The 20,656-nt window shown below is 64.4% G+C and carries 17 protein-coding genes and 1 pseudogene; 10 read left to right on the top strand and 8 right to left on the bottom strand.

The annotated features are described in order from the left end of the window. Position 1: 1 nt before the first annotated feature. Positions 2-1,291: an acyl-CoA dehydrogenase family protein gene (locus tag HZZ16_RS12435; RefSeq protein ID WP_197948739.1), complete on the bottom strand. Its 1,290-nt coding sequence runs from the start codon at positions 1,289-1,291 to the stop codon at positions 2-4. A gap of 12 nt (positions 1,292-1,303) precedes the next feature. Continuing rightward, positions 1,304-2,119 carry an alpha/beta fold hydrolase gene (locus HZZ16_RS12430; RefSeq protein WP_197948738.1) on the bottom strand — a complete coding sequence of 272 codons (816 nt, stop codon included), beginning with the start codon at positions 2,117-2,119 and terminating at the stop codon, positions 1,304-1,306. A 193-nt stretch (positions 2,120-2,312) separates the two neighbouring features. Between HZZ16_RS12430 and HZZ16_RS12425 the strand changes: the two genes are divergently transcribed. The 4 genes from HZZ16_RS12425 to HZZ16_RS12410 all read left to right on the top strand — a co-directional run bounded on the left by HZZ16_RS12425 (position 2,313) and on the right by HZZ16_RS12410 (position 7,708). Next, positions 2,313-3,074, top strand: a complete 762-nt coding sequence (locus HZZ16_RS12425; RefSeq protein ID WP_197948737.1) for an SDR family NAD(P)-dependent oxidoreductase — start codon at positions 2,313-2,315, stop codon at positions 3,072-3,074. Between the two features lie 42 nt (positions 3,075-3,116). After that, positions 3,117-3,953: an enoyl-CoA hydratase family protein gene (locus tag HZZ16_RS12420; RefSeq protein WP_197948736.1), complete on the top strand. Its 837-nt coding sequence runs from the start codon at positions 3,117-3,119 to the stop codon at positions 3,951-3,953. Positions 3,954-4,054: 101 nt separating this feature from the next. Beyond that, positions 4,055-6,406: a bifunctional salicylyl-CoA 5-hydroxylase/oxidoreductase gene (locus tag HZZ16_RS12415; RefSeq protein ID WP_197948735.1), complete on the top strand. Its 2,352-nt coding sequence runs from the start codon at positions 4,055-4,057 to the stop codon at positions 6,404-6,406. A 51-nt stretch (positions 6,407-6,457) separates the two neighbouring features. Next, positions 6,458-7,708, top strand: coding sequence for a flavin-dependent oxidoreductase (locus HZZ16_RS12410; protein ID WP_197948734.1), 1,251 nt, complete (start codon positions 6,458-6,460; stop codon positions 7,706-7,708). A gap of 217 nt (positions 7,709-7,925) precedes the next feature. Here the strand turns inward: HZZ16_RS12410 and HZZ16_RS12405 are convergent, their stop codons facing one another. Beyond that, positions 7,926-8,381 carry a cupin domain-containing protein gene (locus tag HZZ16_RS12405; protein WP_197948733.1) on the bottom strand — a complete coding sequence of 152 codons (456 nt, stop codon included), beginning with the start codon at positions 8,379-8,381 and terminating at the stop codon, positions 7,926-7,928. A gap of 106 nt (positions 8,382-8,487) precedes the next feature. Continuing rightward, the gene (locus tag HZZ16_RS12400) at positions 8,488-9,663 is read right to left on the bottom strand and encodes an ABC transporter substrate-binding protein (RefSeq protein WP_197948732.1); all 1,176 of its coding nucleotides are present in this window, start codon (positions 9,661-9,663) and stop codon (positions 8,488-8,490) included. A gap of 279 nt (positions 9,664-9,942) precedes the next feature. Here HZZ16_RS12400 and HZZ16_RS12395 point away from each other — a divergent pair, with 279 nt between their 5' ends. The 3 genes from HZZ16_RS12395 (at position 9,943) to HZZ16_RS12385 (ending at position 12,749) form a co-directional block, all read left to right on the top strand. After that, positions 9,943-10,434, top strand: a complete 492-nt coding sequence (locus tag HZZ16_RS12395; RefSeq protein WP_197948731.1) for a MarR family winged helix-turn-helix transcriptional regulator — start codon at positions 9,943-9,945, stop codon at positions 10,432-10,434. A gap of 146 nt (positions 10,435-10,580) precedes the next feature. Beyond that, on the top strand, positions 10,581-12,269 hold the full coding sequence (locus tag HZZ16_RS12390) for a benzoate-CoA ligase family protein (RefSeq protein ID WP_197948730.1): 1,689 nt from the start codon (positions 10,581-10,583) through the stop codon (positions 12,267-12,269). Between the two features lie 21 nt (positions 12,270-12,290). Beyond that, positions 12,291-12,749: a RidA family protein gene (locus HZZ16_RS12385; protein WP_197948783.1), complete on the top strand. Its 459-nt coding sequence runs from the start codon at positions 12,291-12,293 to the stop codon at positions 12,747-12,749. A 111-nt stretch (positions 12,750-12,860) separates the two neighbouring features. On the opposite strand, the gene HZZ16_RS12380 is transcribed toward HZZ16_RS12385, so the two are convergent. The 3 genes from HZZ16_RS12380 to HZZ16_RS12370 are packed head-to-tail and all read right to left on the bottom strand — an operon-like array spanning position 12,861 to position 16,392. Next, complete coding sequence (locus HZZ16_RS12380; RefSeq protein ID WP_197948729.1) at positions 12,861-13,847, bottom strand: CHAD domain-containing protein; 987 nt, start codon at positions 13,845-13,847, stop codon at positions 12,861-12,863. Continuing rightward, on the bottom strand, positions 13,847-15,385 hold the full coding sequence (locus tag HZZ16_RS12375) for a bifunctional aminoglycoside phosphotransferase/ATP-binding protein (protein ID WP_197948782.1): 1,539 nt from the start codon (positions 15,383-15,385) through the stop codon (positions 13,847-13,849). Before HZZ16_RS12375 ends, HZZ16_RS12380 begins: the two co-directional genes overlap by 1 nt. A gap of 23 nt (positions 15,386-15,408) precedes the next feature. After that, complete coding sequence (locus HZZ16_RS12370; protein ID WP_197948728.1) at positions 15,409-16,392, bottom strand: zinc-dependent alcohol dehydrogenase family protein; 984 nt, start codon at positions 16,390-16,392, stop codon at positions 15,409-15,411. Between the two features lie 176 nt (positions 16,393-16,568). On the opposite strand from HZZ16_RS12370, the gene HZZ16_RS12365 reads away from it, so the two are divergent. Both HZZ16_RS12365 and HZZ16_RS12360 read left to right on the top strand, forming a co-directional pair. Beyond that, positions 16,569-17,402 (top strand): universal stress protein, encoded by an 834-nt coding sequence (locus tag HZZ16_RS12365; protein WP_197948781.1) that lies wholly within the window; start codon positions 16,569-16,571, stop codon positions 17,400-17,402. Between the two features lie 63 nt (positions 17,403-17,465). Next, the gene (locus HZZ16_RS12360; RefSeq protein WP_197948727.1) at positions 17,466-20,159 is read left to right on the top strand and encodes a bifunctional acetate--CoA ligase family protein/GNAT family N-acetyltransferase; all 2,694 of its coding nucleotides are present in this window, start codon (positions 17,466-17,468) and stop codon (positions 20,157-20,159) included. A gap of 12 nt (positions 20,160-20,171) precedes the next feature. Here the strand turns inward: HZZ16_RS12360 and HZZ16_RS37155 are convergent. After that, a pseudogene (locus HZZ16_RS37155) lies at positions 20,172-20,462 on the bottom strand (hypothetical protein). A 3-nt stretch (positions 20,463-20,465) separates the two neighbouring features. On the opposite strand from HZZ16_RS37155, the gene HZZ16_RS37150 reads away from it, so the two are divergent. After that, positions 20,466-20,612, top strand: coding sequence for a hypothetical protein (locus tag HZZ16_RS37150; RefSeq protein ID WP_246510085.1), 147 nt, complete (start codon positions 20,466-20,468; stop codon positions 20,610-20,612). Positions 20,613-20,656: the final 44 nt, after the last annotated feature.

Here is a 20,656-nt window from a genome sequence, read left to right as displayed (position 1 = left end):
GTCAGTCGTCCGTTTCGCCGGCCTCGTACAGCGCTTCGCGCCCGATCCGGTCGAGGCAGAGCTCGGCGGTCCAGGGTAGCATCAGCGAGCCGCAGCGGCTGTCGCGATAGATCCGTTCCAGCGGCAGTGACTTGAGCATGGCCTGACCGCCGCAGGTGCGGATCGCGAGCGCGGCGAGCTCATTAGCGCCCTCCATCACCGAATATTGCGCCGCATAGGCGCGGAGCACCTGCTCCTTGCTCGGATTGGCTCGCGCCTCGGTCACGGCCTGGAACCAGATTGCCTTGATCTGCTCCAGCTTGATCTGCATCTGCGCCACCGCGATCTGCTTGGTCGGGTACATGCGGCGCTTGACCGGCGGCATGCCCGAGACTTCGCCGCGCAAGTAGCGCACGGTGAAGTCGTAGGCGGCTTGTGCCAGGCCCATATAGGTCGGCGACAGCGTCAGGAACATATGCGGCCAGCGCATGGCGGCCTGGAAATAGACGCCGCGCGGCATCAGCGCCGAATCTTCCGGAACGAACACATCCTTGAACAGCAGCGTCCGTGAGACCGTGCCGCGCATGCCCAGTGGATCCCAGTCGCCGACGACCGAGACGCCTTCTGATGTGGCTGATATCGCCAGGTAAAGCGTATTGCGGCGCGAGGCCTTCTCGCCTTGCTCGATCTCGGTGCAAAGCACGCCGTAATAATCGGCGTGGCCCGAGAGCGAGGCAAAGATCTTCTTGCCGTTGACGATCCAGCCGCCTTTGACCGGCCTCGCTTCGGTGCCGAAAGCAACGCCGCCGGCAGCGGCAGCTCCGCCTTCGGAGAAGGGCTGCGAATAGATCGCGCCGTCCTCGACGATGCGCTTGTAATGCATCGCGCGCCGCCGCTCGTGCTCGGCGCGCATCTCCGCATCCATGTCCAGATCGTCGGCGAGAGGTCCCGACCACAGCGTCGAGCAGACGTGCATGTTCCAGGTCAGCGCGGTCGCGCCGCAATAGCGGCCGATCTCGGCTGCCGCCAGGGCATAGGTCTGGTAATCGGCGCCGAGGCCGCCGTGCCTCTTGGGCACGGCGATGCCGAGCAGGCCGACGCGATGAAGGTCACGATAATTCTCGGTCGGGAACGTCGCCTCGCGATCATAGGCCGCGGCGCGCGCCGCGAATACGCTCTGGCCGATTTCGCGAGCGCGCGTGACGATATCGGCCTGCTCGTCGCTCAAGCGGAATGCGACAGGGTCGAAGATCGGCGCATCCAGCGCGACCTTATTGGTCGTGCCAATCGTCTTGCTGACTTGCATGGTCATCGCGCTGTCACCTTACGCTTTCGTCGCGAGAGAGTTCAGAAACCGCCCGAGAGCTTCGTCGAAGGCCTCGGGACGTTCGAGATTGGCGAGATGGCCGACGCCAGGCAGTTCGACATATTCAGCCCCTGGAATAAAGGTCGCCGTCTTGGCCATCATAGGCGCGGGCGCGTTGTTGTCCTTTGAGCCGGACAGCAGCAGCGTCGGGACGGAGATATTTCCAAGCGTGCTGCGCTGATCGAAGCCGATGAGAGCCAGCATCATGGCGCGATAGCTCGCCTCGGGCACGCTCCCCATGCATTCGCGGGCAACCTCCATCCCGTTTGGATCGGGATCGTCGCCGACGAGCTCCTTCACTAGCGAAGGCGCCAGCGACTTCATCGTCTCCCCGCGATCGAGCGGTCCTAGTCGCGCTGCGATGAATGATTTCTGCCAGTCGCCGTCCGCCTTTCCGAACGCAGGGCTGGTCTGCGCCAGCACGACTGCGCGTGCCAGCTTGGGGGACTGAACCAGCCACTTCTGAACGATCATGCCGCCGATGGAATGGCCGACCAGAACAGGCCTGCTGACGCCGAGTTGCGCGATGAATTGCTGCAGCGCCTCCGCCAGGGCAGCTATACTGACGCTCGCAAGCGGCGCCGATCCACCATAACCAGGCATGTCCCATGCGATCGCGCGAAAACGGTCGCCGAATGTGGCGAGCTGCCGCCGCCAGGCCCGCGCCGCGCCGCCGATGCCGTGCAGGAAGATCAGCGGTATCGCGCCCGGATCGCCCGCGGCTTCGTAGGCGAAGCGTCCGTCCTTTGTTATCATTGGCTCAGGCTGCGACACGCGACATCCTTCTGCTGGGCCCCTTCGATGCTAACAGGCCTGTTGGGGATGGAAAGCGATAATTTTATACTTAAAGCAATTTTCGGGCCGTCTTCCTCGCGGCAACCCGCCGGCCGATCGCCGCTTTCGTTGCAAAAACTTGAAGGTTAAAATATATCGGAAACGCGATCACGAGAGCCGAGGGAGCCAGTGCATGTCCGGGTTGCCGCATTCGCCGCACGCGCTGGTCACCGGTGGTGGGCGCGGTATCGGCCGGGCGATCGCGTCCACTCTCGTCAGTGCCGGTGCGACCGTGACCGTGCTTGGCCGGAGCGCGGCGGTTCTCGACGAGGCGGTCAATGCAGGCGCCGCGCACTTTGCGGTTGTCGCTGATGTCTCGAACGAGACGTCTCTGAAGGCCGCGATCGCCGGGGCAAGTGCGCGCAAGCCGATCGACATTCTGATTGCCAATGCGGGCAGCGCTGAATCGGCGCCGTTCGCAAAATCGGACAGCGCGCTCTTCAGCCGGATGATGGATGTCAATTTCATGGGCGTCGTGCATGCCGTCCAGGCCGTGCTGCCGGGCATGAAGGATCGTCCCTACGGCCGCATCGTCGCGGTGGCGTCCACCGCAGGGCTCAAGGGCTATGCCTATGTCAGCGCCTATGCAGCGGCCAAGCACGCCGTGATCGGCCTGGTGCGTTCGCTTGCCCTCGAGATGGCCGGAAGCACCGTCACCGTGAATGCGGTGTGCCCCGGCTTCACCGACACCGACCTCGTCGCCGGGAGCATCGACAACATCATGAAGAAGACGGGTCGAACCCGCGAGCAGGCGATTGCCGAGCTCGCGAAGCACAATCCGCAAGGACGCCTGGTCACGCCTCAGCAGGTCGCAGACGCGGTTCTCTGGCTGTGCGGGGACGGCGCGAGCGCGATCACCGGACAGGCGATCGCGGTGGCCGGTGGCGAAGTCTAGCTGCCTGGCACAGGCACGGAACAAGAAAGCCAAGGAGATCCCATGAGCAGACCAGCCAATCCCGTTACCGTGCCGCTCGCGGATTACTCGCCGCAGCACTTCCTGCTCGCCGTGGTCGACGGCGTTGCGACGGTCACGCTCAACCGCCCGGAACGAAAGAATCCGCTGACGTTCGAGAGCTATCGGGAACTTACCGACTTCTTCCGCGCCTGCGCCTTCGACGACGCGGTCAAGTCCATCGTCGTGACGGGTGCCGGCGGCAATTTCTCGTCCGGCGGCGACGTATTCGAGATCATCGGCCCACTGGTGAAGATGGACACCAAGGGCCTGACCGCCTTCACGCGCATGACCGGCGACCTCGTCAAGGCGATGCGGGCCTCTCCGCAACCGATCGTCGCCGCGGTCGAAGGGATCTGCGCCGGGGCCGGAGCGATCATCGCCATGGCATCCGACATGCGCCTTGCGGCGAGCGGAGCCAAGGTGGCATTCCTGTTCAACAAGGTGGGGCTGGCCGGCTGCGACATGGGCGCTTGCGCGATCCTGCCGCGCATCATCGGGCAGTCCCGCGCCTCCGAGCTGCTCTACACCGGCCGGTTCATGACTGCGGAAGAGGGCGAGCGCTGGGGTTTCTTCAGCCGCATCGTCACGCCGGAGCAGGTGCTGCCCCAGGCGCAGGTTCTGGCCAAGCAGGTCGCGGAAGGACCGACCTTCGCCAACACCATGACCAAGCGGATGCTGGCCATGGAATGGGCGATGTCGGTGGAGGAGGCGATCGAAGCGGAGGCCGTGGCGCAAGCGCTGTGCATGACCACGGCGGATTTCGAGCGCGCCTTCGAGGCTTTCGCCAACAAGGTCAAACCGGTCTTCAGGGGCGATTGAGCCGGTTGCAATTATCTGGAGCCAATCCAGCGAGGGGGACTTGCGGGAAATTATTTTAGGCTTAAAATAGTTTCATGGCCGGGTGAAGTGACGAGGCTCCCATGAAAGTCGCGATCATCGGTGGCGGACCTGCGGGTCTCTATGCTGCGATCCTGCTCAAGAAGCAGCGTCCGGGCGCGGACATCACGGTCTATGAGCGCAATCGGGCCGACGACACCTTCGGCTTCGGCGTGGTGTTCTCGGATGCGACTCTTGACAATTTCGAGAAGCACGATCTTCCGAGCTATCGCCGCATCACCCAGGAGTTCGCCTACTGGGACGACATCGCCGTGCACTTCCGCGGCACTGTGCACCGCGTCGGCGGCAACGGTTTCTGCGGCTGTTCGCGGCAGAAGCTGCTTCTGATCCTCCAGGAGCGTGCATGCGAGCTGGGTGTCGCCTTGCGCTTCGAGGCCGATATCGACGACGAATCCCGCTTCGCCGATGCCGATCTCGTCCTGCTCGCCGACGGCATCAACAGCCGTTTCCGCGAGAAATACGTCGATCATTTCCAGCCGGAGGTCGACCTGCGCGCCAACAAGTTCGCCTGGATGGGCTCGACCAGGCCGCTCGACGCCTTCACCTTCATCTTCCAGGAAACGGAGTGGGGGCCATTCATCGCCCATGCCTATCAGTACGAGGCCGGGCACTCGACCTGGATATTCGAGACCGATCCTGAAACGTTCAAGCGCGCGGGGCTGACGGGTCTCGACGAGGCGCAGTCCGCCGCGCGGATGGCCGACATCTTCGGCTGGTTCCTCAATGGGCACAAGCTGCTGACGAACCGCTCGATGTGGCGCAACTTCCCGATGATCCGCAGCAAGCGCTGGGTCAAGGACAACATGGTGCTGCTCGGCGACGCCAAGGCGAGCGCACATTTCTCCATTGGCTCGGGCACCAAGCTCGCGATGGAAGACGCCATCGCGCTGGCCGAAGCCGTGGAGAAGGCGCCCAGCATCAAGGCCGCGCTCGAGATCTATGAGCACGGCCGTCGCGAGGAGGTCGAGAAGACGCAGCATGCCGCCGACGTTTCGCTGGTCTGGTTCGAGCATGTCGACCGCTTCTGGGATTTCGATCCCGTCCAGTTCGCCTTCGGGGTGATGACGCGCTCGAAGGCGATCACCTATGATAATCTGAAGCTCCGCGCACCGGATTTCGTGGCGGAGGTCGACAAGTCGTTTGCGAGGCAGGTGCGCAGCAGCGGCTTCGATGTCGATATCGATCGGCCCATGGTGCCGCTGTTCCAGCCGTTCCGCCTGCGCGAGATGAAGCTCGCCAATCGCGCCGTGATGTCGCCGATGTGCATGTATTCGGCGAAGGAAGGTGTGCCGACAGACTTCCACCTGGTGCATTACGGCTCGCGCGCGATCGGCGGCGCAGGCCTGATCTTCACCGAGATGACGTGCGTCAGCCGAGAGGCCCGGATCACGCCCGGCTGCGCCGGCCTGTGGAACGACGAGCAGGAGGCCGCCTGGCGTCGCATCGTGGAGTTCGTCCACGGCAACTCGGCCGCAAAGATCTGCCTGCAACTGGGTCACGCCGGCCGCAAGGGCGCGACCAAATTGATGTGGGACGGCATGGACCGCCCGCTGGAGCAGGGCGGCTGGGAGGTCTTTTCGGCATCACCGCTGCCCTACTTCCCCGACAGCCAGGTGCCGCGAGAGCTCGACCGCGTCGGCATGAATGCGGTGAGGGACGCTTTCGTCGCGGCGGCCGAGCGCGGCGAGCGCTGCGGCTTCGACATGCTCGAATTGCACTGCGCCCACGGCTATCTGCTCGCCAGCTTCATCTCCCCGCTGACCAACACCCGCACCGACGAGTATGGCGGCTCGCTCGCCAACCGTCTGCGGTTCCCGCTCGAGATATTCGAGGCGCTGCGCGCGGTCTGGCCGTCGCACAAGCCGATGTCGGTGCGCATCTCGGCGACCGATTGGGCTGACGGAGGCATCACCGGCGATGATGCCGTCGCCATCGCACGCGCCTTTGCCGAGGCGGGCGTCGATCTCGTCGATGTCTCGACCGGCCAGACCGTGCGCGATGCGCAGCCGGTCTACGGACGCATGTTCCAGACGCCCTTCTCCGACCAGGTCCGCAACGAGGCGCGCGTCGCCACGATGTGCGTCGGTAACATCACCGCCGCGGACCAGGCCAATACCATTCTGGCCGCCGGTCGGGCCGATCTGGTCGCCCTCGGCCGTCCCCATCTCGTCGATCCCTTCTTCACCATGAAGGCGGCGGCTTGGTACGGGGCAAACGACGCCTTCTGCCCCCCGCAATATCTGCCCGGAAAAGATCAGATTTTCCGCAACAGCGTCCGCGACCGGCAGGATCTCGAGGAGCTGAGAATTAAGGCTAAGCCCAAGACCCGGGCCGAGCTCAAGGCCGAGGCGACAAAGCCGCTTGCGGCGGAGTAACCGCCCGTGCGACGTTAACCCATTGCCTGTGTTTCGAGTGGAGTGAGGGCGATGAAGGCGATTATCGTCGGTGGCGGTATCGGTGGTCTCACAACGGCTTTGATGTTCCGCTCGCGCGGCCTGGATTGCGAGATCTTCGAGCAGGCCGACACCATTCGCGAGCTCGGCGTCGGCATCAACACGCTGCCGCATGCGATGCGGGAGTTGGCTGGGCTCGGCCTGCTGCAAAAGCTCGACGACGTCGCGATCCGCACTGATCAGCTCTATTATCTCAACCGCCATGGTCAGGAGGTCTGGCGCGAAGCTCGCGGCATCGACGCCGGTCACGACGTGCCGCAATTTTCGATCCATCGCGGCCGCCTTCAGGGCGTCATCCATCGCGCCGTCGAGGAGCGGTTGGGGGCAGAGGCGATCCGCACCGGCTGCCGGCTCGGCGCCTTCTCGCAGGACGAGGGCGGCGTCACCGCTTACTTCTTCGATCGCGCCGGCGCCCATGTTCACACCGCGCGCGGCGATATCCTGGTCGGCGCCGACGGCATTCACTCGCGCGTCCGCGAGACGCTGTTCCCGAACGAAGGCCCGCCGTGCTGGAACGGCTTGATGTTGTGGCGCGGTGCGCGCGACTGGCCGCTGTTCCTCACCGGAAAGTCGATGATCGTGGCCGGTGGTCTCAATGCCAAGGTGGTCATCTACCCCATCGCGGAAGGATCGAGCCCGGCGAGCCGCCTGACCAACTGGGCGGTGCTGGTGAAAGTGGGCGAGGGCAACGCGCCGCCGCCGCGGAAAGAAGACTGGTCGCGGCCGGGCCGCCGTGAGGAGCTGATGCCGCATGTGGCGCGCTTCTCGGTGCCCTATATCGACGTGAAGAGCCTGATTTCGGCCACGCCTGAATTCTACGAATATCCGACCTGCGATCGCGATCCCTTGCCCTATTGGTCATCGGGCAGAGTCACGCTGCTCGGCGATGCCGCGCATCCGATGTATCCGGTGGGGTCGAACGGCGCCTCGCAGGCCATTCTCGACGCACGCTGCCTTGCGGATGCGCTGGTGCGCGCCGAACACCCGCGTCAGGCCTTGCTCGAGTACGAGAAGAAGCGTCTGCCTATGACGGCCGAGATCGTCCGCTCCAATCGGCGCGGCGGGCCAGAGGGCGTCATCGATGCCGTCGAGCAGCTTGCGCCCGACGGTTTCGACAATGTCGACAACGTCCTGAGCTATTCCCAGCGCGAAGCCATCGTGCGCGGCTATGCCACCAAGGCGGGCTTCGCCGCGGTGCCGGGATTGGCGGCGGTGCGCGCCTGAAGCGCGCTACAGCATGCTGCGATGAGGCTTAATCGCTGCGACGAAAAAAGTGCACCCCCTCTCCCGCTTGCGGGAGAGGGTCGGGGAGAGGGTGTTTCCGCAATGGGACAATCTCCGAGAGGAGCAAACCCTCAGCCGGCGCTTCGCGCCGACCTCTCCCGCAGGCGGGAGAGGTGAACGAGCGGCGACAATCGATTCAACCCAAAGCCATTCGGCGCTAGCCGCCGGGCGGCGGCGGCAGGAAGTGGATGTTGAACTCGGCGGCCATCGCCACGACGTCCTCCGGCTTCTGCTCCTTCATGTTGTGAAGGCCCCAGAACAGGTCGAACAGCTTGCGGCTCGGCGAGACCCAGAACAGCACCTTGGCGGTCTGCTCCGACTTGTTGAAGATGCCGTGCGGCACGCCCATACCGAGGCGGATCAGGTCGCCTGCACTTGCCTGCGCTTCCGAATTGCCGAGCACGAAATCGAGCTTGCCCTCCAGCATGTAGAGATATTCATCCTGGTCGGGATGAATGTGCGGTGGCACGAAGGTGCCCGGCGGCAGCGTCGCGTGCCAGGAGAAGCTGTTCTCCGCGTAGCTTTTCGGCACGTAGGTCTGGCCGAGGATGTTCCAGGAAATGCCCTGGATTCCTTCATTGGCCCGCGTGATGCCGGTGATTTCGCTCTTCATTGCAGTCCTCCCCTAGCGCGCTGCGCGGCGATTGTTAGGGCATGATCATTTTCGGTAAATTGCTGCGCACTTTGCGCTGACGCAGCCCTTCGGGTCCCGATCATGCTTAGTTCGCCGCCTTGCAATCCTTGGCATAGCGGTCGCCGTAATTCTCGAACACCTTCTGCACGATCTCGGTCTGGAATTTGCCGTCCGGACGCTTGGCGACCTTGGTCAGGTAGAAATCCTGGATCGGATAATTGTTGTTGTTGAACTTGAAGGCCCCGCGGACCGAGGTGAAGTCGGCCTTCTTCAAGGCGGCGCCAACGGCGTCCTTGTTGGAGAGGTCGCCCTTCACGGCCTTGACGGCGCTGTCGATCAGCATTGCGGCATCGTAGGCCTGGGCGGCGTAAGTGCCGGGAACGCTGTTGTAGGCGGCCTCATAGGCGGCAACGAACTTCTTGTTCTGGGGATTGTCGAGATTGGGTGCCCAGTTCGCGCCGCCGAACATGCCGACCGCCGCATCCTGCTGCGCCGGCAGGGTCGATTCGTCGACCGTAAAGGCCGAGAGCACGGGAATAGTGTCGGCGAGCCCCGCCTGGCGGTATTGCTTGACGAGATTGACGCCGAGGCCCCCTGGCATGAACGTGAACAGTGCATCGGGCTTCTGTGAGGAGATCTTGGACAGCTCCGGCTGGAAATCCAACGTGTTCAGCGGCATGTAGGATTCCTCGACGATCTCGCCCTTGTAGTCGAGCTTGAAGCCAGCCACCGAATCCTTGCCGGCCTGATAGTTCGGCACCATCAGGTACATCCGCTTGTAGCCGCGATCCTGCGCGACCTTGCCGAGGATCTCGTGAACCTGATCGTTCTGATACGAGGTCACATAGAAGAACGGGTTGCAATCCTTGCCGGCGAAGGTCGAGGGACCGGCGTTGGGGCTGATCAGGAAGGTCTTCGACTCGGTAATCGGCCGGTGGATGGCCTGGAGGATGTTGGAGAAGATCGGCCCGACCACGAAGTCGACCTTCTCACGCTCCAAAAGGCCCTTGACCTTGGTCACCGCCGCATCCGGTTTCAGCTCATCGTCGACCACGACGACCTCGATGTCGCGGCCACCCATCTTGCTGCCGAGATCCTTCACGGCGAGCGCGAAGCCGTCGCGAACCTGCTGGCCCAGCGCTGCCGCGGGCCCCGACAGGGTCACGATCACACCCAGCTTGATTTTGTCTTGAGCGAGGGCAGGGCTCACTGCGGTGCCGAGTAGCATTGCGGCTGCGGCTAAGGTCATTTTCGTCTTCATGATCTGTCCCTCGTGACGATTGGCTTGCGCTGCAAGCCACGTACTCCAATCCAAAGCTTATGCCGATGACGACGGCCGCGGCAAGCCGAGCGCGGGGCGTCGCATCGTGCGGGCAGCGATGCATGCAAGCTGCGCGCCAATTATTTGAAGCCTAAAGAAATTGATGTGCGGTCGATTGTTGCAGCTTTGGACTTGCGGCCGGCGCGGATTTATTTGAAGCTCAAAACGTTGGGGAATCCGTGCCCGCGCCAATGCCGGCCGTGAGTGAACTGCATCGACATGCTCGATTCCGAGACCAAGGCCGTCGAAACACCGGAGGACCACGCCGAGGAGCTCCGGCTGTGGCTGCGGCTGTTGACCTGCACGACGCTGATCGAGGGCGAGGTGCGCGGCCGGCTACGGCAGCGGTTCGACGTCACGTTGCCGCGTTTCGACCTGATGGCACAGCTCGACAAGGCGCCTGACGGCATGACCCTGTCCGATGTCTCCAAGCGCATGATGGTGTCGAACGGCAATGTGACCGGGCTCGTGGAGCGCCTGGTGGAATCTGGCCATCTCGACCGGCGAACCTCGGATACCGACCGTCGCGTCCAGGTGATCCGGCTGACCAAGCTCGGGCGTGCCGAGTTCCGCAGGATGGCCGCCGAGCACGAGACCTGGATCGCCGATCTCTTCGCCGACCTCTCGCCGAAGGACGTGCGCGAATTGATGCGCCTCCTCGCCAAGACCAAGGCGTCCGCGCAGAAATCGGCCGCCCGCCGCCGGCCGTAGCCGCGCGGGCGCGACAGCCCGCCGCCCTTTTGCCGCATGAAAAAGCACGGGCTGCCCAAAATCCCCTATTGCGCCGAATTGTTTTAAGCCTAAAATGTTTTCCAGATCGTGCTGCCGGGTGCAATCCATGCTGAAAGGAGCGTGCGATGGCCAACGCTGCCAAGATTCAAGTGACGGGCTCGTCTGACGGCAGCGTCGCGACGGCCCATGTCGATACGTTCGCGCGGCAACATCTGCCGCCGCGCGAGCTCTGGCCCGAATTCATCTTCACGCGGCCGGAGCTGCACTATCCGCCGCGACTGAACTGCGTCAGCTATTTCCTCGATCGCTGGGTCGAGCAGGGCCATGGCGATGCCCCTTGCGTCATCAGCCCAGCCGTCAGCTACACCTATCGCGAGCTGCAGACGCTGGTGAACCGCATCGCCAATGTGCTGGTTGGCAAGCTCGGTCTCGTCACCGGCGGGCGTGTGCTGCTGCGCTCGGCCAACAATCCGATGATGGTTGCGGCCTATCTCGCGGTGATCAAGGCCGGCGGAATTTGCGTGGCGACGATGCCGCTGCTGCGCGCCAAGGAGCTGTCCTATCCGATCCAGAAGGCAGAGATCACGCTGGCGCTGTGCGACGGAAAACTCGCCGAGGAGATGGAGAAGGCGAAAGCTACCGCGCCCGGTCTTGAACGGGTCGTCTATTGGGGCAATGGCGCGGCGGATTCGCTCGAATCGCTGATCGCCGATGCCAATCCGGAGTTCAAGGCGGTCGATACCGCCGCCGACGACATCTGCCTGATCGCCTTCACCTCGGGCACGACCGGCGATCCCAAGGGCACCATGCATTTCCACCGCGACATGCTCGCGGTCTGTGATGGCTACGCGCGCAATATTCTGCGGGCCGAGCAAAACGATCGCTTTATCGGCTCCGCGCCGCTCGCCTTCACCTTCGGCTTCGGCGGCGTGCTGTTTCCGATGCATATCGGCGCCTCCTTCGTCGTGCTGGAGAAGACGACGCCGGACGACATTCTGAATGCCATCGAGCAGTACAGGACCACGGTCTGCTTCACGGCGCCGACCGCATACCGCGCCATGCTCGGCAAGCTAGCAGGCCGCGACATTTCTTCGCTCCGCAAATGCGTCTCCGCGGGCGAGACTCTTCCCAAGCCGACATTCGATGCCTGGTTCAAGGCGACCGGGATCAAGCTGATGGACGGCATCGGTTCGACCGAGATGCTGCACATCTTCATCAGCGCGACGGAGGACGAGATCCGCCCCGGTGCCACCGGCAAGCCCGTGCCGGGCTATGAAGCCAAGATCGTCGATGATCAGGGTCGGGATGTGCCGCCCGGAACGATGGGCTTTCTTGCCGTGCGCGGGCCGACCGGCTGCCGTTATCTGGCCGACGAGCGGCAGCGGAAATACGTCCAGAACGGCTGGAACATCACGGGCGACACCTATTTGATGGATAGCGACGGCTATTTCTGGTACCAGTCGCGCTCCGACGACATGATCGTGTCGGCGGGCTACAACATCGCAGGAACTGACGTCGAAGCGGCGCTGCTCACGCATCCGGCGGTCGCCGAGTGCGGTGTGGTCGGTGCGCCGGACGAGGCGCGCGGCATGATCGTGAAGGCTTATGTCATTGCCGCGCCCGGTGTGACGCCTGACGCTCAGCTGGTGGCCGAGTTGCAGGAGCACGTCAAACGCGAGATCGCGCCGTACAAATATCCGCGCGCCATCGAGTTCGTGGCGCAATTGCCGAAGACCGAGACCGGCAAGTTGAAGCGCTTTGCCCTGCGGCAGCTGGCGCAGGCAGTGACGTCCTCAGGCGTCGCCGCGGAATGAAAGAAGGATAGAGAATTGTCTGTGACGACGCCGAAGAGCCCGCAACTCGCTGTGCTGCCGACCGCAGCCGAGGATGGAAAGCGCACCAAGGCGCAGATCCTGCAGCCGTCAGGCTGGCCGTTGCCGAAGGGTTATGCCAACGGCATGGCTGCCGAAGGACGCATCATCGTCACCGGCGGGGTGATCGGCTGGGACGCCGAGGAGCGTCTCGCGGACGGCTTCGTCGCGCAGGTGCGCCAGACCCTGGACAACATCGCCGCGATCCTGGCCGAGGCCGGTGCCCGGCCCGAGCACCTGGTGCGCCTGACCTGGTACGTTGTCGACATGGACGAGTATCTGGCCAATCTGAAGGAGCTCGGCAAGATCTACCGCGACGTCTTCGGAACGCACTATCCAGCGATGGCCCTGGTTCAGGTCGTCCGCCTCGTCGAGAAGGCGGCGCGCGTCGAGATCGAAGCCACCGCCGTCATTCCGAGCTGAACTCTGCCGCGATCAGCTCGCCTTGATCAGTAGGCGCCGGTGTCGACCCAACGAAGAAGGTCGTGCACCGTCTTCACGCCTTCGACGTTCTCCGTCGCGACGATGGCTGGCTTAACCCTCCGGCTCCGATCTCGGCGCGAGATCCGAGGAGCGGAACGGCTTGGCCTTGTCCAGTTTGCGATAGGCCGTCGACGCCTTCCGCAACAGCTTCTTTTCGCGCTTGCGATCGAGGAACCGATTGCTGGCATCGATCCCGGCGCCATTCAACGATGCCGCCAGCACTTGTCCGCGGGCATCGTCGTTCAATTGACCGAGCGACCGTTGTGCCTTGCGCAATTGCTTGAGGATGGATTTCTGTTTCGTCGCCACTCCATCGGCGAACAGATCCGCAAGCGACTCGACCGAGTAGGTCATCCGCTTGTTGAGGAGCCGCAGCTTGTGACGTTTCTCGGCATCGAGCTTCTTCAGCTTCCGGGCCTTCCTGAGCAGCGTTGTCTCCCACTCGGTCAGCCGCTCCGTCGCATGGTCGGCGAGGGTGCAGCGGCGCAACCGGATGGCTTCCTTGCTGCGGCGGGTCGACCAGGGGCCGCTTTCGATCCACGTTGAGGTTTGCTCGACCAGGCGGCGATACCGCGCCGATTGCAGCGCACGCGCCAGCAGCCGATGGCTCTCCGCGCGCTTCTCGTCCCAGCGCTGAAGCTCGGCGACAACGGCGAGCTCGTCGCTACTCTCTGCGACGATCCGCTCGATGGCCACGTCGAGGTCCCGCACCATGCCGAGCTGACCGTTCAGCCATTTCAGTTCGGCCCAGACGTCCGCTCGCACGATATCGTCGACCATCGGCGAGAAGAAGCGGATGGCAGTCCGCAGATGCGTCAGTGCGATCCGGATCTGGTGCAGCGCATCCGGATCGCCGCGGCAAGTGTCGTCGTGCTGAGCGATCACCGCGTCGAGGTGTCGGCGGGCGATGATGCGGAAGGCCGTGTCGCAGGCCATGCCGGGGCTGAGGCGGGCGGGCAGGGCATTGCGCCGAGGCGCCGGCTTGGCGTCCGTGGGCGCTGTCGAGCGCGTGGTGAGTCGCGACTTCCTTGCCCGCATCAGTCTGATTGCCTTGTTTGCCCCTCAGCGATGACGTTCCGGCAGTTCTGAAGCGTCTGCTCTCGTGTCCCAGATGCATCGATGGTCGCCCAGCCGACATGGCCGATATTATAGTGCTCTTGCCGCGCGGCAACCTCCGGCGTGGCGTCCGATGCGTCTCCCCGGCGGCTGCCGATGCGTGCCTGCCGGGTTGCAAGGTCTGCGACCAGGAAGAGCCCATTCAACGTCACGTTGCGCTCGCGCGCCAGCGCCGCGATCGCATCGCGTTCGTCTTCGCGCGCGAATACGCCGTCGACGATCGCCGAATGGCCCTGCGCCAGCACCCGCCGGGCCTGCTGCACCAGCGTGTCGTAGACGCGGGCCGTGACCTCCGGCGTATAGGCTGAAGGCGGCAGGCGGTGGGCGTCCTCGACGGCGAACATCTGCTTGCGGACGAGATCGCTGCGCAGCACGACGGCGCCCGGCTCCGGTGCCACGACCGGCGCGAGCGCGTGCGCCAAGGCGGTCTTTCCGGTGCCGGACAGTCCGCCGACTGCAATCAGACGCGGAGCAGGAGGACGGATCAGCGTCCCGGCCAGGTCGAAGAAACGTCGTGCCAGGTCGAGAATGCCGGGACCGTCGGAACGCGGCCGCTTGAGTCGTGCCAAGGTCACCTGGGCGCGGATCGCCGCCCGGATGGACATGAACAGCGGCAAGGCTGAGAGCGCGTCGAGATTGTCGGCCGGCGTCGCGGCGAGATAGCGGTTCAGCACCACGTTTGCGGCGCTCGGCTGATGGTGCTGCAACAGGTCCATCAGCGTGAATGCGAGATCGTAGAGCACGTCGACCGTCGCCATCTGCGCGTCAAACTCGATCGCGTCGAACAGCACGGGCCGATCACCGATCATGACGATGTTTGCCAGATGCAGATCGCCATGGCAGCGGCGCACGAAGCCTCGGCGGCCGCGCTCTGCGAGCAGGGGACGAATACGCAGATAGGCCGCGTGCGAAGCGTTGCCGAGTTGCTCGATCTCGTCTGCGCTGAAATGGCCGCTGGCCCGCAGACCATTGGTGTTGCCATCGATCAGGGCCGGGATCGAGGAGACCCATGCTTTTCCGTCGGTGCGTGCCGCCGCCGCGTGCGAAGCCGCGATGGCGTCAGCGGCGGCCGAGGCAAGCTTCGAGTCCAGCGGGCCCGCCTCGGCCAGATGATCCAGCGTCCTGCTTTCGTCGAAGCGCGACATGTCGACCGCATATTCGATTGGCCGGCCGGTGCCCTCGACTTTCACCGATCCATCGGGCTCTTCCGTGATTGCGACGACGCCATGATAGATCTGCGGCGCCATGGGCCGGTTGATCCGGATCTCCTCCTCGCAGGCTGCCTTGCGCTGTTCGAGCGTCGAATAGTCGAGGAAGGGAAACCGGACGGCGCGCTTGATCTTCAGCGCGCGCTTTGCCTCCAGGAATACCGAGGCAGCATGCGTGTCGATGCGCCTCACACCGGGATGGTCGGTCAGCATCGCAAAGATGCGCTCCTGGGCGGCCGTGTCATCCTTCATCGAAGCGGACATGGCAAGCACCATCAGGGCGTCAGCACGGCCGCGCCGAGGATCTGGCCATTGCGCAGCATGGCCAGGACCTCGTTGGCCTGATCGAGCGGAAACGCCGTCGTCTCGGTGCGCACGCCGGCTTGCGGCGCCACCTTGAGAAATTCGAGGCCATCCTGCCGGGTCAGATTGGCAACCGAGACCAGCTGCCGTTCCTGCCACAGCAAATCATAGGGAAAGCTGGGAATGTCGCTCATGTGGATGCCGGCGCAGACGACGCGACCACCTTTGCGCACGGCGCGCAACGCCGCCGGGACAAGCTCGCCGGCTGGTGCGTAGATGATCGCGGCGTCGAGTGGCTCGTCGGGCACCTGGTCCGATGACCCCGCCCAGACAGCACCGAGACGGCGTGCAAGGTCTTGTGCAGCGGCATCGCCTGGACGCGTGAATGCATGGACGGAGCGTCCCTGCCAAGCCGCGACTTGCGCAATGATGTGGCCGGCCGCGCCGAAGCCATAGAGACCGAGCCTCTCGGCCGGGCCGGCTAGGACCAGCGAGCGCCAGCCGATCAGCCCCGCGCACAACAGAGGCGCAATCTCCACGTCGCTGCCCGTCTCGCCGAGCGGAAAAGCGTAACGTGCGTCGGCGATGGTGTGGGTCGCGTAGCCGCCATCGCGCGTGTAGCCGGTGAACAGCGGTGCGTCACAGAGGTTTTCCATGCCCTCCCGGCAGAAGCGGCATTGCCCGCAGGTGAAGCCGAGCCAGGGAATGCCGACCCGGTCACCAGGCGCATGTGTCGTCACATTCGCACCGATGAGATCGACCCGGCCGACGATCTCGTGGCCAGGCACGATCGGATAGCGGATGCCGCCCAGCTCGGCGTCGACGAGATGAAGATCGGTCCGGCATACACCGCAGGCACTGATCTTCACCCGGATCTGACCCTCGCCCGGCATCGGGTCGGGCTGCTCCTCCATCTGGAGCCGCGCTCGTGGGGCCGGCAACACCATCGCACGCATGTCTGCCTCCGGGGCGAACCGCTCCGACTGAACTATCCATAGAATGACCGGGTGGCCAGTCCTTGACGTCGGTCAACGCCTGTTCCCGGGTTGATCGGGCGGAGTTTCCTGCGGTCTTGACGAGGATCAAGGGTCTCGACGACAGCCGGCCTATCATGGTGGCTCAGGAGATTCCGATGCCCATCAAGGATGTCTTTCTTCCCCTTGTCGGCCAGCCGCGCGGGCCAGCCCTGGTTGCGATTGAGAAATGCGTTGCCGTGGCCGCCGGTCTCGGGGCCAGGATCACTGCGCTCGCGCTCGTGGAAGATGTTTTCGAGCGACCGAGGGTGATGCTGCCTGACGATCGCGAATTCGCGCAGGCCAGCCTCGAGGCCAGCGAGGCGCAGCAGCTGCTGAATGTCTTCACCCACGCGGCTTCGCGCGCCAACGTCCGCGCCCAGAGCCGGTCGGGCAAGCTGCTCGCGGATCAGATCGGAGCGATCTTGGCCGAGCACGCGCGGTTCAGCGACCTCACGCTGGTTCCCGTGAAGCCGCACGACAGTCGAACCGAGGCCATCGTGGAGGCGTTGTTGTTCGAATCCGGACGGCCGCTTCTGCTCTGCCCCGAACATCGCGCTGACGAGCTCCGGCCTGAGTTCGAGAATGTCATGATTGCCTGGGATCATTCCGCACGAGCGGCGCGTGCGGTCGGTGATGCATTGCCTGTTCTTCAGGCTGCCACCTCGGTTCGTGTGCTGACCGTGGCGGATGACAAGACGGACGCGGTCGTTCAATCCGGAACGGCACTCGTCGGCCATTTGCGGGAACACGGCGTCTTTGCCTCGTTCGAAACCACGAAGGGGGGCGGCAGCTCGACCGGCAAAGTATTGGGAAGCTGGGCAAATTCCCATGGCATCGATGCGATCGTGATGGGCGCCTATCATCATTCGCGCCTGAACGAGATCGTGTGGGGCGGTGTGACAAAGACCGTCATCGGCCAGCCACCGTGCTGGGTTATGATCTCGCACTAGGCGTCTTCTTCCAGCCGGATCGTCAATCATCGGAACCGCTGCCGACGCGGCGCATTTGTTTTCATGTCGACTTACCGTCTGAACAACCTGCTGTCGCCTCGCTCGGTCGCGCTCGTCGGCGCGAGCGCGCGTCCGGCGTCCGTTGGACGTGCGGTTCTGGAGAACATTCGCACGGCTGGATTCAAGGGGCGGTTTGGCCTCGTCAATCCGCGCCACGCCGAGATCGGCGGCCTCGCGGCGGTGAAAAGCCTGGACAGGCTGGACTTCGCGCCCGAGCTCGTCGTCGTCACCGCGCCCGCGGGCGAGATTCCAGGCATCATCGAGCAGGCCGGGCGTCGCGGGTCTGCGGGTGCGCTGATCGTCTCGGCCGGTCTCGGCCAAGGACCGGGATCGCTGCAGGAGGCGACCAGCGCTGCTGCCCGGAAACATGGCATGCGGCTGATCGGGCCGAACTGCCTCGGCATCATGATGCCGGGCGTCAGCCTGAATGCCAGTTTCGCCGCGCACATGCCAAGGGCCGGCAACCTCACGCTGATCTCGCAATCGGGCGCCATCGCCGCCGGCATGGTGGATTGGGCCGCGCAGCGCGGCGTGGGCTTCTCCGGCATCGTCTCGATCGGCGATCAGATCGACGTCGATATTGCCGATCTGCTCGACCATTTCGCGATGGATCACAAGACCCGCGCGATCCTGCTCTACATCGAGGCGATCAAGGACGCGCGCAAGTTCATGTCGGCGGCGCGCGCGGCCGCGCGGGTGAAGCCCGTCGTGGTGGTGAAGTCCGGCCGCATGGCGCAGGGTGCGAAGGCCGCCGCCACGCATACCGGAGCGCTCGCCGGTGCCGACGCCGTCTATGACGCGGCGTTCCGCCGCGCGGGCGTGCTGCGGGTGTCCGATCTGCGCGAGCTGTTCGACTGTGCCGAGACACTCGGCCGGGTCGAATCGCCGACGGGAAAGCGTCTGGCCATCCTGACCAACGGGGGCGGCATCGGCGTCCTCGCGGTCGATCGATTGGTCGAGCTCGGAGGTATTCCGGCGACGATCTCGACTGATGCGCGCAGGAAGCTCGATGCGGCACTGCCGCCGACCTGGTCGGGCGCAAACCCCGTCGACATCGTGGGCGATGCCGATGCAGCGCGCTACGCGGCGGCGCTGGAGGAGCTGCTGACCGATCGCGACAACGACGCGATCCTCGTCCTCAACGTGCAGACGGCGATCGCATCGGCCGCCGATATCGCCAAGACCGTGACGGAGCTCGTGGCTAAGTATCGCGAGCAGCACCGCCGATGGGCAAAACCGGTGCTGGCAGCCTGGGTCGGCGCTGATCAGCACATCATCCAGGCACTCTCCAGCGCTGGCGTGCCGAACTATCCGACCGAGGACGATGCCGTGCGCGGCTTCATGCATCTGGTCCGGCACCGCGAAGTGGTGGAGGAGCTGACCCAGGTGCCTCCCGCGATGCCCGATACGTTCGTTCCGGATGCCAGGGGAGCGAGAGCGATCGTCACCGCCGCGATCGCGGATGGCCGCCAGTGGCTCGAACCCGTCGAGATCAAACACCTGCTCGAAGCCTACGATATCGCGATGGTGCCGACCTACGCGGCAGCCGATGTCGAGCAGGCGGTAACCCATGCAAAGGACATCTTCGCGCAAGGCGGCACCGTCGTGCTGAAGATCATGTCGCGGGACATCACCCACAAATCCGACGTCGGCGGTGTCGTGCTCAATCTGACGACGCCGGAGGCTGTACGTGCGGCGGCCACGGACATTCTTGCGCGAGCGCGGAAGCTGCGGCCCGAGGCCCGCATCGGCGGCGTCATCGTCCAGGCCATGGTCGTCAAGGCAAAGGCGCGCGAACTGATCCTGGGTCTAGCCGACGATCCGACCTTCGGCACGGTGGTGGTTTTCGGCCGCGGCGGCACGGCCGTGGAGATCATCAACGACAAGGCGCTGGCGCTGCCGCCGCTCGACCTGCAACTGGCCCGCGATCTGATCGACCGCACGCGCGTGTCACGGCTGCTGAAGGCCTATCGCGATGTGCCGGCGGTCAAGCAGGACGCGGTCGCCATGGTGCTGGTCAAGCTGGCGCAGATGGCGGCCGACATTCCCGAGATCCGCGAGTTCGACATCAATCCGTTGCTGGCGGACGAAACCGGCGTGACCGCGGTGGATGCCCGCGTCGCGGTCGGGCCGCCGCAGCGGAAGTTCGCCGGCTCCGGCCCGGCCAATTTCGCCGTTCGCGCCTATCCGTCGCAATGGGAGCGGCGCCTCAAGCTCAAGGACGAATGGCGCATCTTCGTGCGGCCCATGCGCCCCGAGGACGAGCCGACCATCCACGAATTCCTGCGTCACGTCACGGCACACGATCTGCGCCTGCGCTTCTTCGCCCCGATGAAGGAGTTCACCCACGAGTTCATCGCACGCCTGACCCAGCTCGACTATGCACGCGCGATGGCGTTCATCGCATTCGAGGAAGCCAGCGGCGAAATGGTCGGCGTGGTCCGGCTCCATTCCGACTCGATCTACGAGACCGGCGAATACGCGATCCTGCTGCGGTCCGACCTCAAGGGCAGGGGGCTCGGCTGGGCCCTCATGCAGCTGATCATCGACTATGCGCGGTCGGAAGGGTTGAAGACCATATCGGGCGACGTGCTGCAGGAGAACACCGTGATGCTCGACATGTGCCGGCAGCTCGGCTTCGAGGTCAAGCCGGACCCGGCCGAGCCTGAAATCTGCGACGTCAGGCTGAAGCTCTGATCGCATCGCGCTTTAGGAGCGCGCCACGGCCGAATTTGCGTCATTGGCGTCCTGGCCGTCGCCCGCAGATTCTTGATGATGACCGCGATCAGCGGCAGCAGCACCGGCACGATCGTGCTGAGCGGATGATGCACCGCGCCCGACACCTGGGCCTGGAGCGCACGCGCCTCGAGCTGGAGCGCTTCGATGGAGGTGGGCGCGCAGGCCGAGGCCGATCAGCAAATGGCGCAGCCTGATGTCGGCGATGATCGTGTCGGTGCGCCACAACACGCGCAGATGTTTGACGACATTCTCGGTATTCACCTAGTGTCTCCTCAGCATGAAGCCGACAACCACGCCCAGCGCGAAGGCGGAGGCGAGCGAGGTGATCGGACGCTCCGCAACGAGGCCCTGGAGCTGCTCCCCCTCCTGTTCGACGGTTTCGCCGAGCTCGGCGAGCCGGCCCTGATCTGACCGGCGAGCGCATCAGTGCGAGCTTTCGAACTCTCGAACATCTC

It is taken from the genome of Bradyrhizobium glycinis (assembly GCF_016031655.1).
In the GTDB taxonomy this organism is placed as follows: domain Bacteria; phylum Pseudomonadota; class Alphaproteobacteria; order Rhizobiales; family Xanthobacteraceae; genus Bradyrhizobium; species Bradyrhizobium glycinis.
The sequence above is the reverse complement of the archived record's forward strand: the minus strand, read 5'-3'. Positions and strand labels throughout refer to the sequence as shown.

What these genes read in the sequence shown, in the direction of transcription:
- HZZ16_RS12370 (WP_197948728.1), bottom strand. Translation starts at nt 16,392, where the DNA reads ATGCGTGCGATGGTGTTGCCGGCCCCACGAGCGCGGCTCCAGATGGAG.
- HZZ16_RS12380 (WP_197948729.1), bottom strand. Translation starts at nt 13,847, where the DNA reads ATGCGGGCAAGGAAGTCGCGACTCACCACGCGCTCGACAGCGCCCACG.
- HZZ16_RS12435 (WP_197948739.1), bottom strand. Translation starts at nt 1,291, where the DNA reads ATGACCATGCAAGTCAGCAAGACGATTGGCACGACCAATAAGGTCGCG.
- HZZ16_RS12390 (WP_197948730.1), top strand. Translation starts at nt 10,581, where the DNA reads ATGGCCAACGCTGCCAAGATTCAAGTGACGGGCTCGTCTGACGGCAGC.
- HZZ16_RS12415 (WP_197948735.1), top strand. Translation starts at nt 4,055, where the DNA reads ATGAAAGTCGCGATCATCGGTGGCGGACCTGCGGGTCTCTATGCTGCG.
- HZZ16_RS12360 (WP_197948727.1), top strand. Translation starts at nt 17,466, where the DNA reads ATGTCGACTTACCGTCTGAACAACCTGCTGTCGCCTCGCTCGGTCGCG.
- HZZ16_RS12410 (WP_197948734.1), top strand. Translation starts at nt 6,458, where the DNA reads ATGAAGGCGATTATCGTCGGTGGCGGTATCGGTGGTCTCACAACGGCT.
- HZZ16_RS12400 (WP_197948732.1), bottom strand. Translation starts at nt 9,663, where the DNA reads ATGAAGACGAAAATGACCTTAGCCGCAGCCGCAATGCTACTCGGCACC.
- HZZ16_RS12425 (WP_197948737.1), top strand. Translation starts at nt 2,313, where the DNA reads ATGTCCGGGTTGCCGCATTCGCCGCACGCGCTGGTCACCGGTGGTGGG.
- HZZ16_RS12365 (WP_197948781.1), top strand. Translation starts at nt 16,569, where the DNA reads ATGCCCATCAAGGATGTCTTTCTTCCCCTTGTCGGCCAGCCGCGCGGG.
- HZZ16_RS12395 (WP_197948731.1), top strand. Translation starts at nt 9,943, where the DNA reads ATGCTCGATTCCGAGACCAAGGCCGTCGAAACACCGGAGGACCACGCC.
- HZZ16_RS12420 (WP_197948736.1), top strand. Translation starts at nt 3,117, where the DNA reads ATGAGCAGACCAGCCAATCCCGTTACCGTGCCGCTCGCGGATTACTCG.
- HZZ16_RS12405 (WP_197948733.1), bottom strand. Translation starts at nt 8,381, where the DNA reads ATGAAGAGCGAAATCACCGGCATCACGCGGGCCAATGAAGGAATCCAG.
- HZZ16_RS12375 (WP_197948782.1), bottom strand. Translation starts at nt 15,385, where the DNA reads ATGAAGGATGACACGGCCGCCCAGGAGCGCATCTTTGCGATGCTGACC.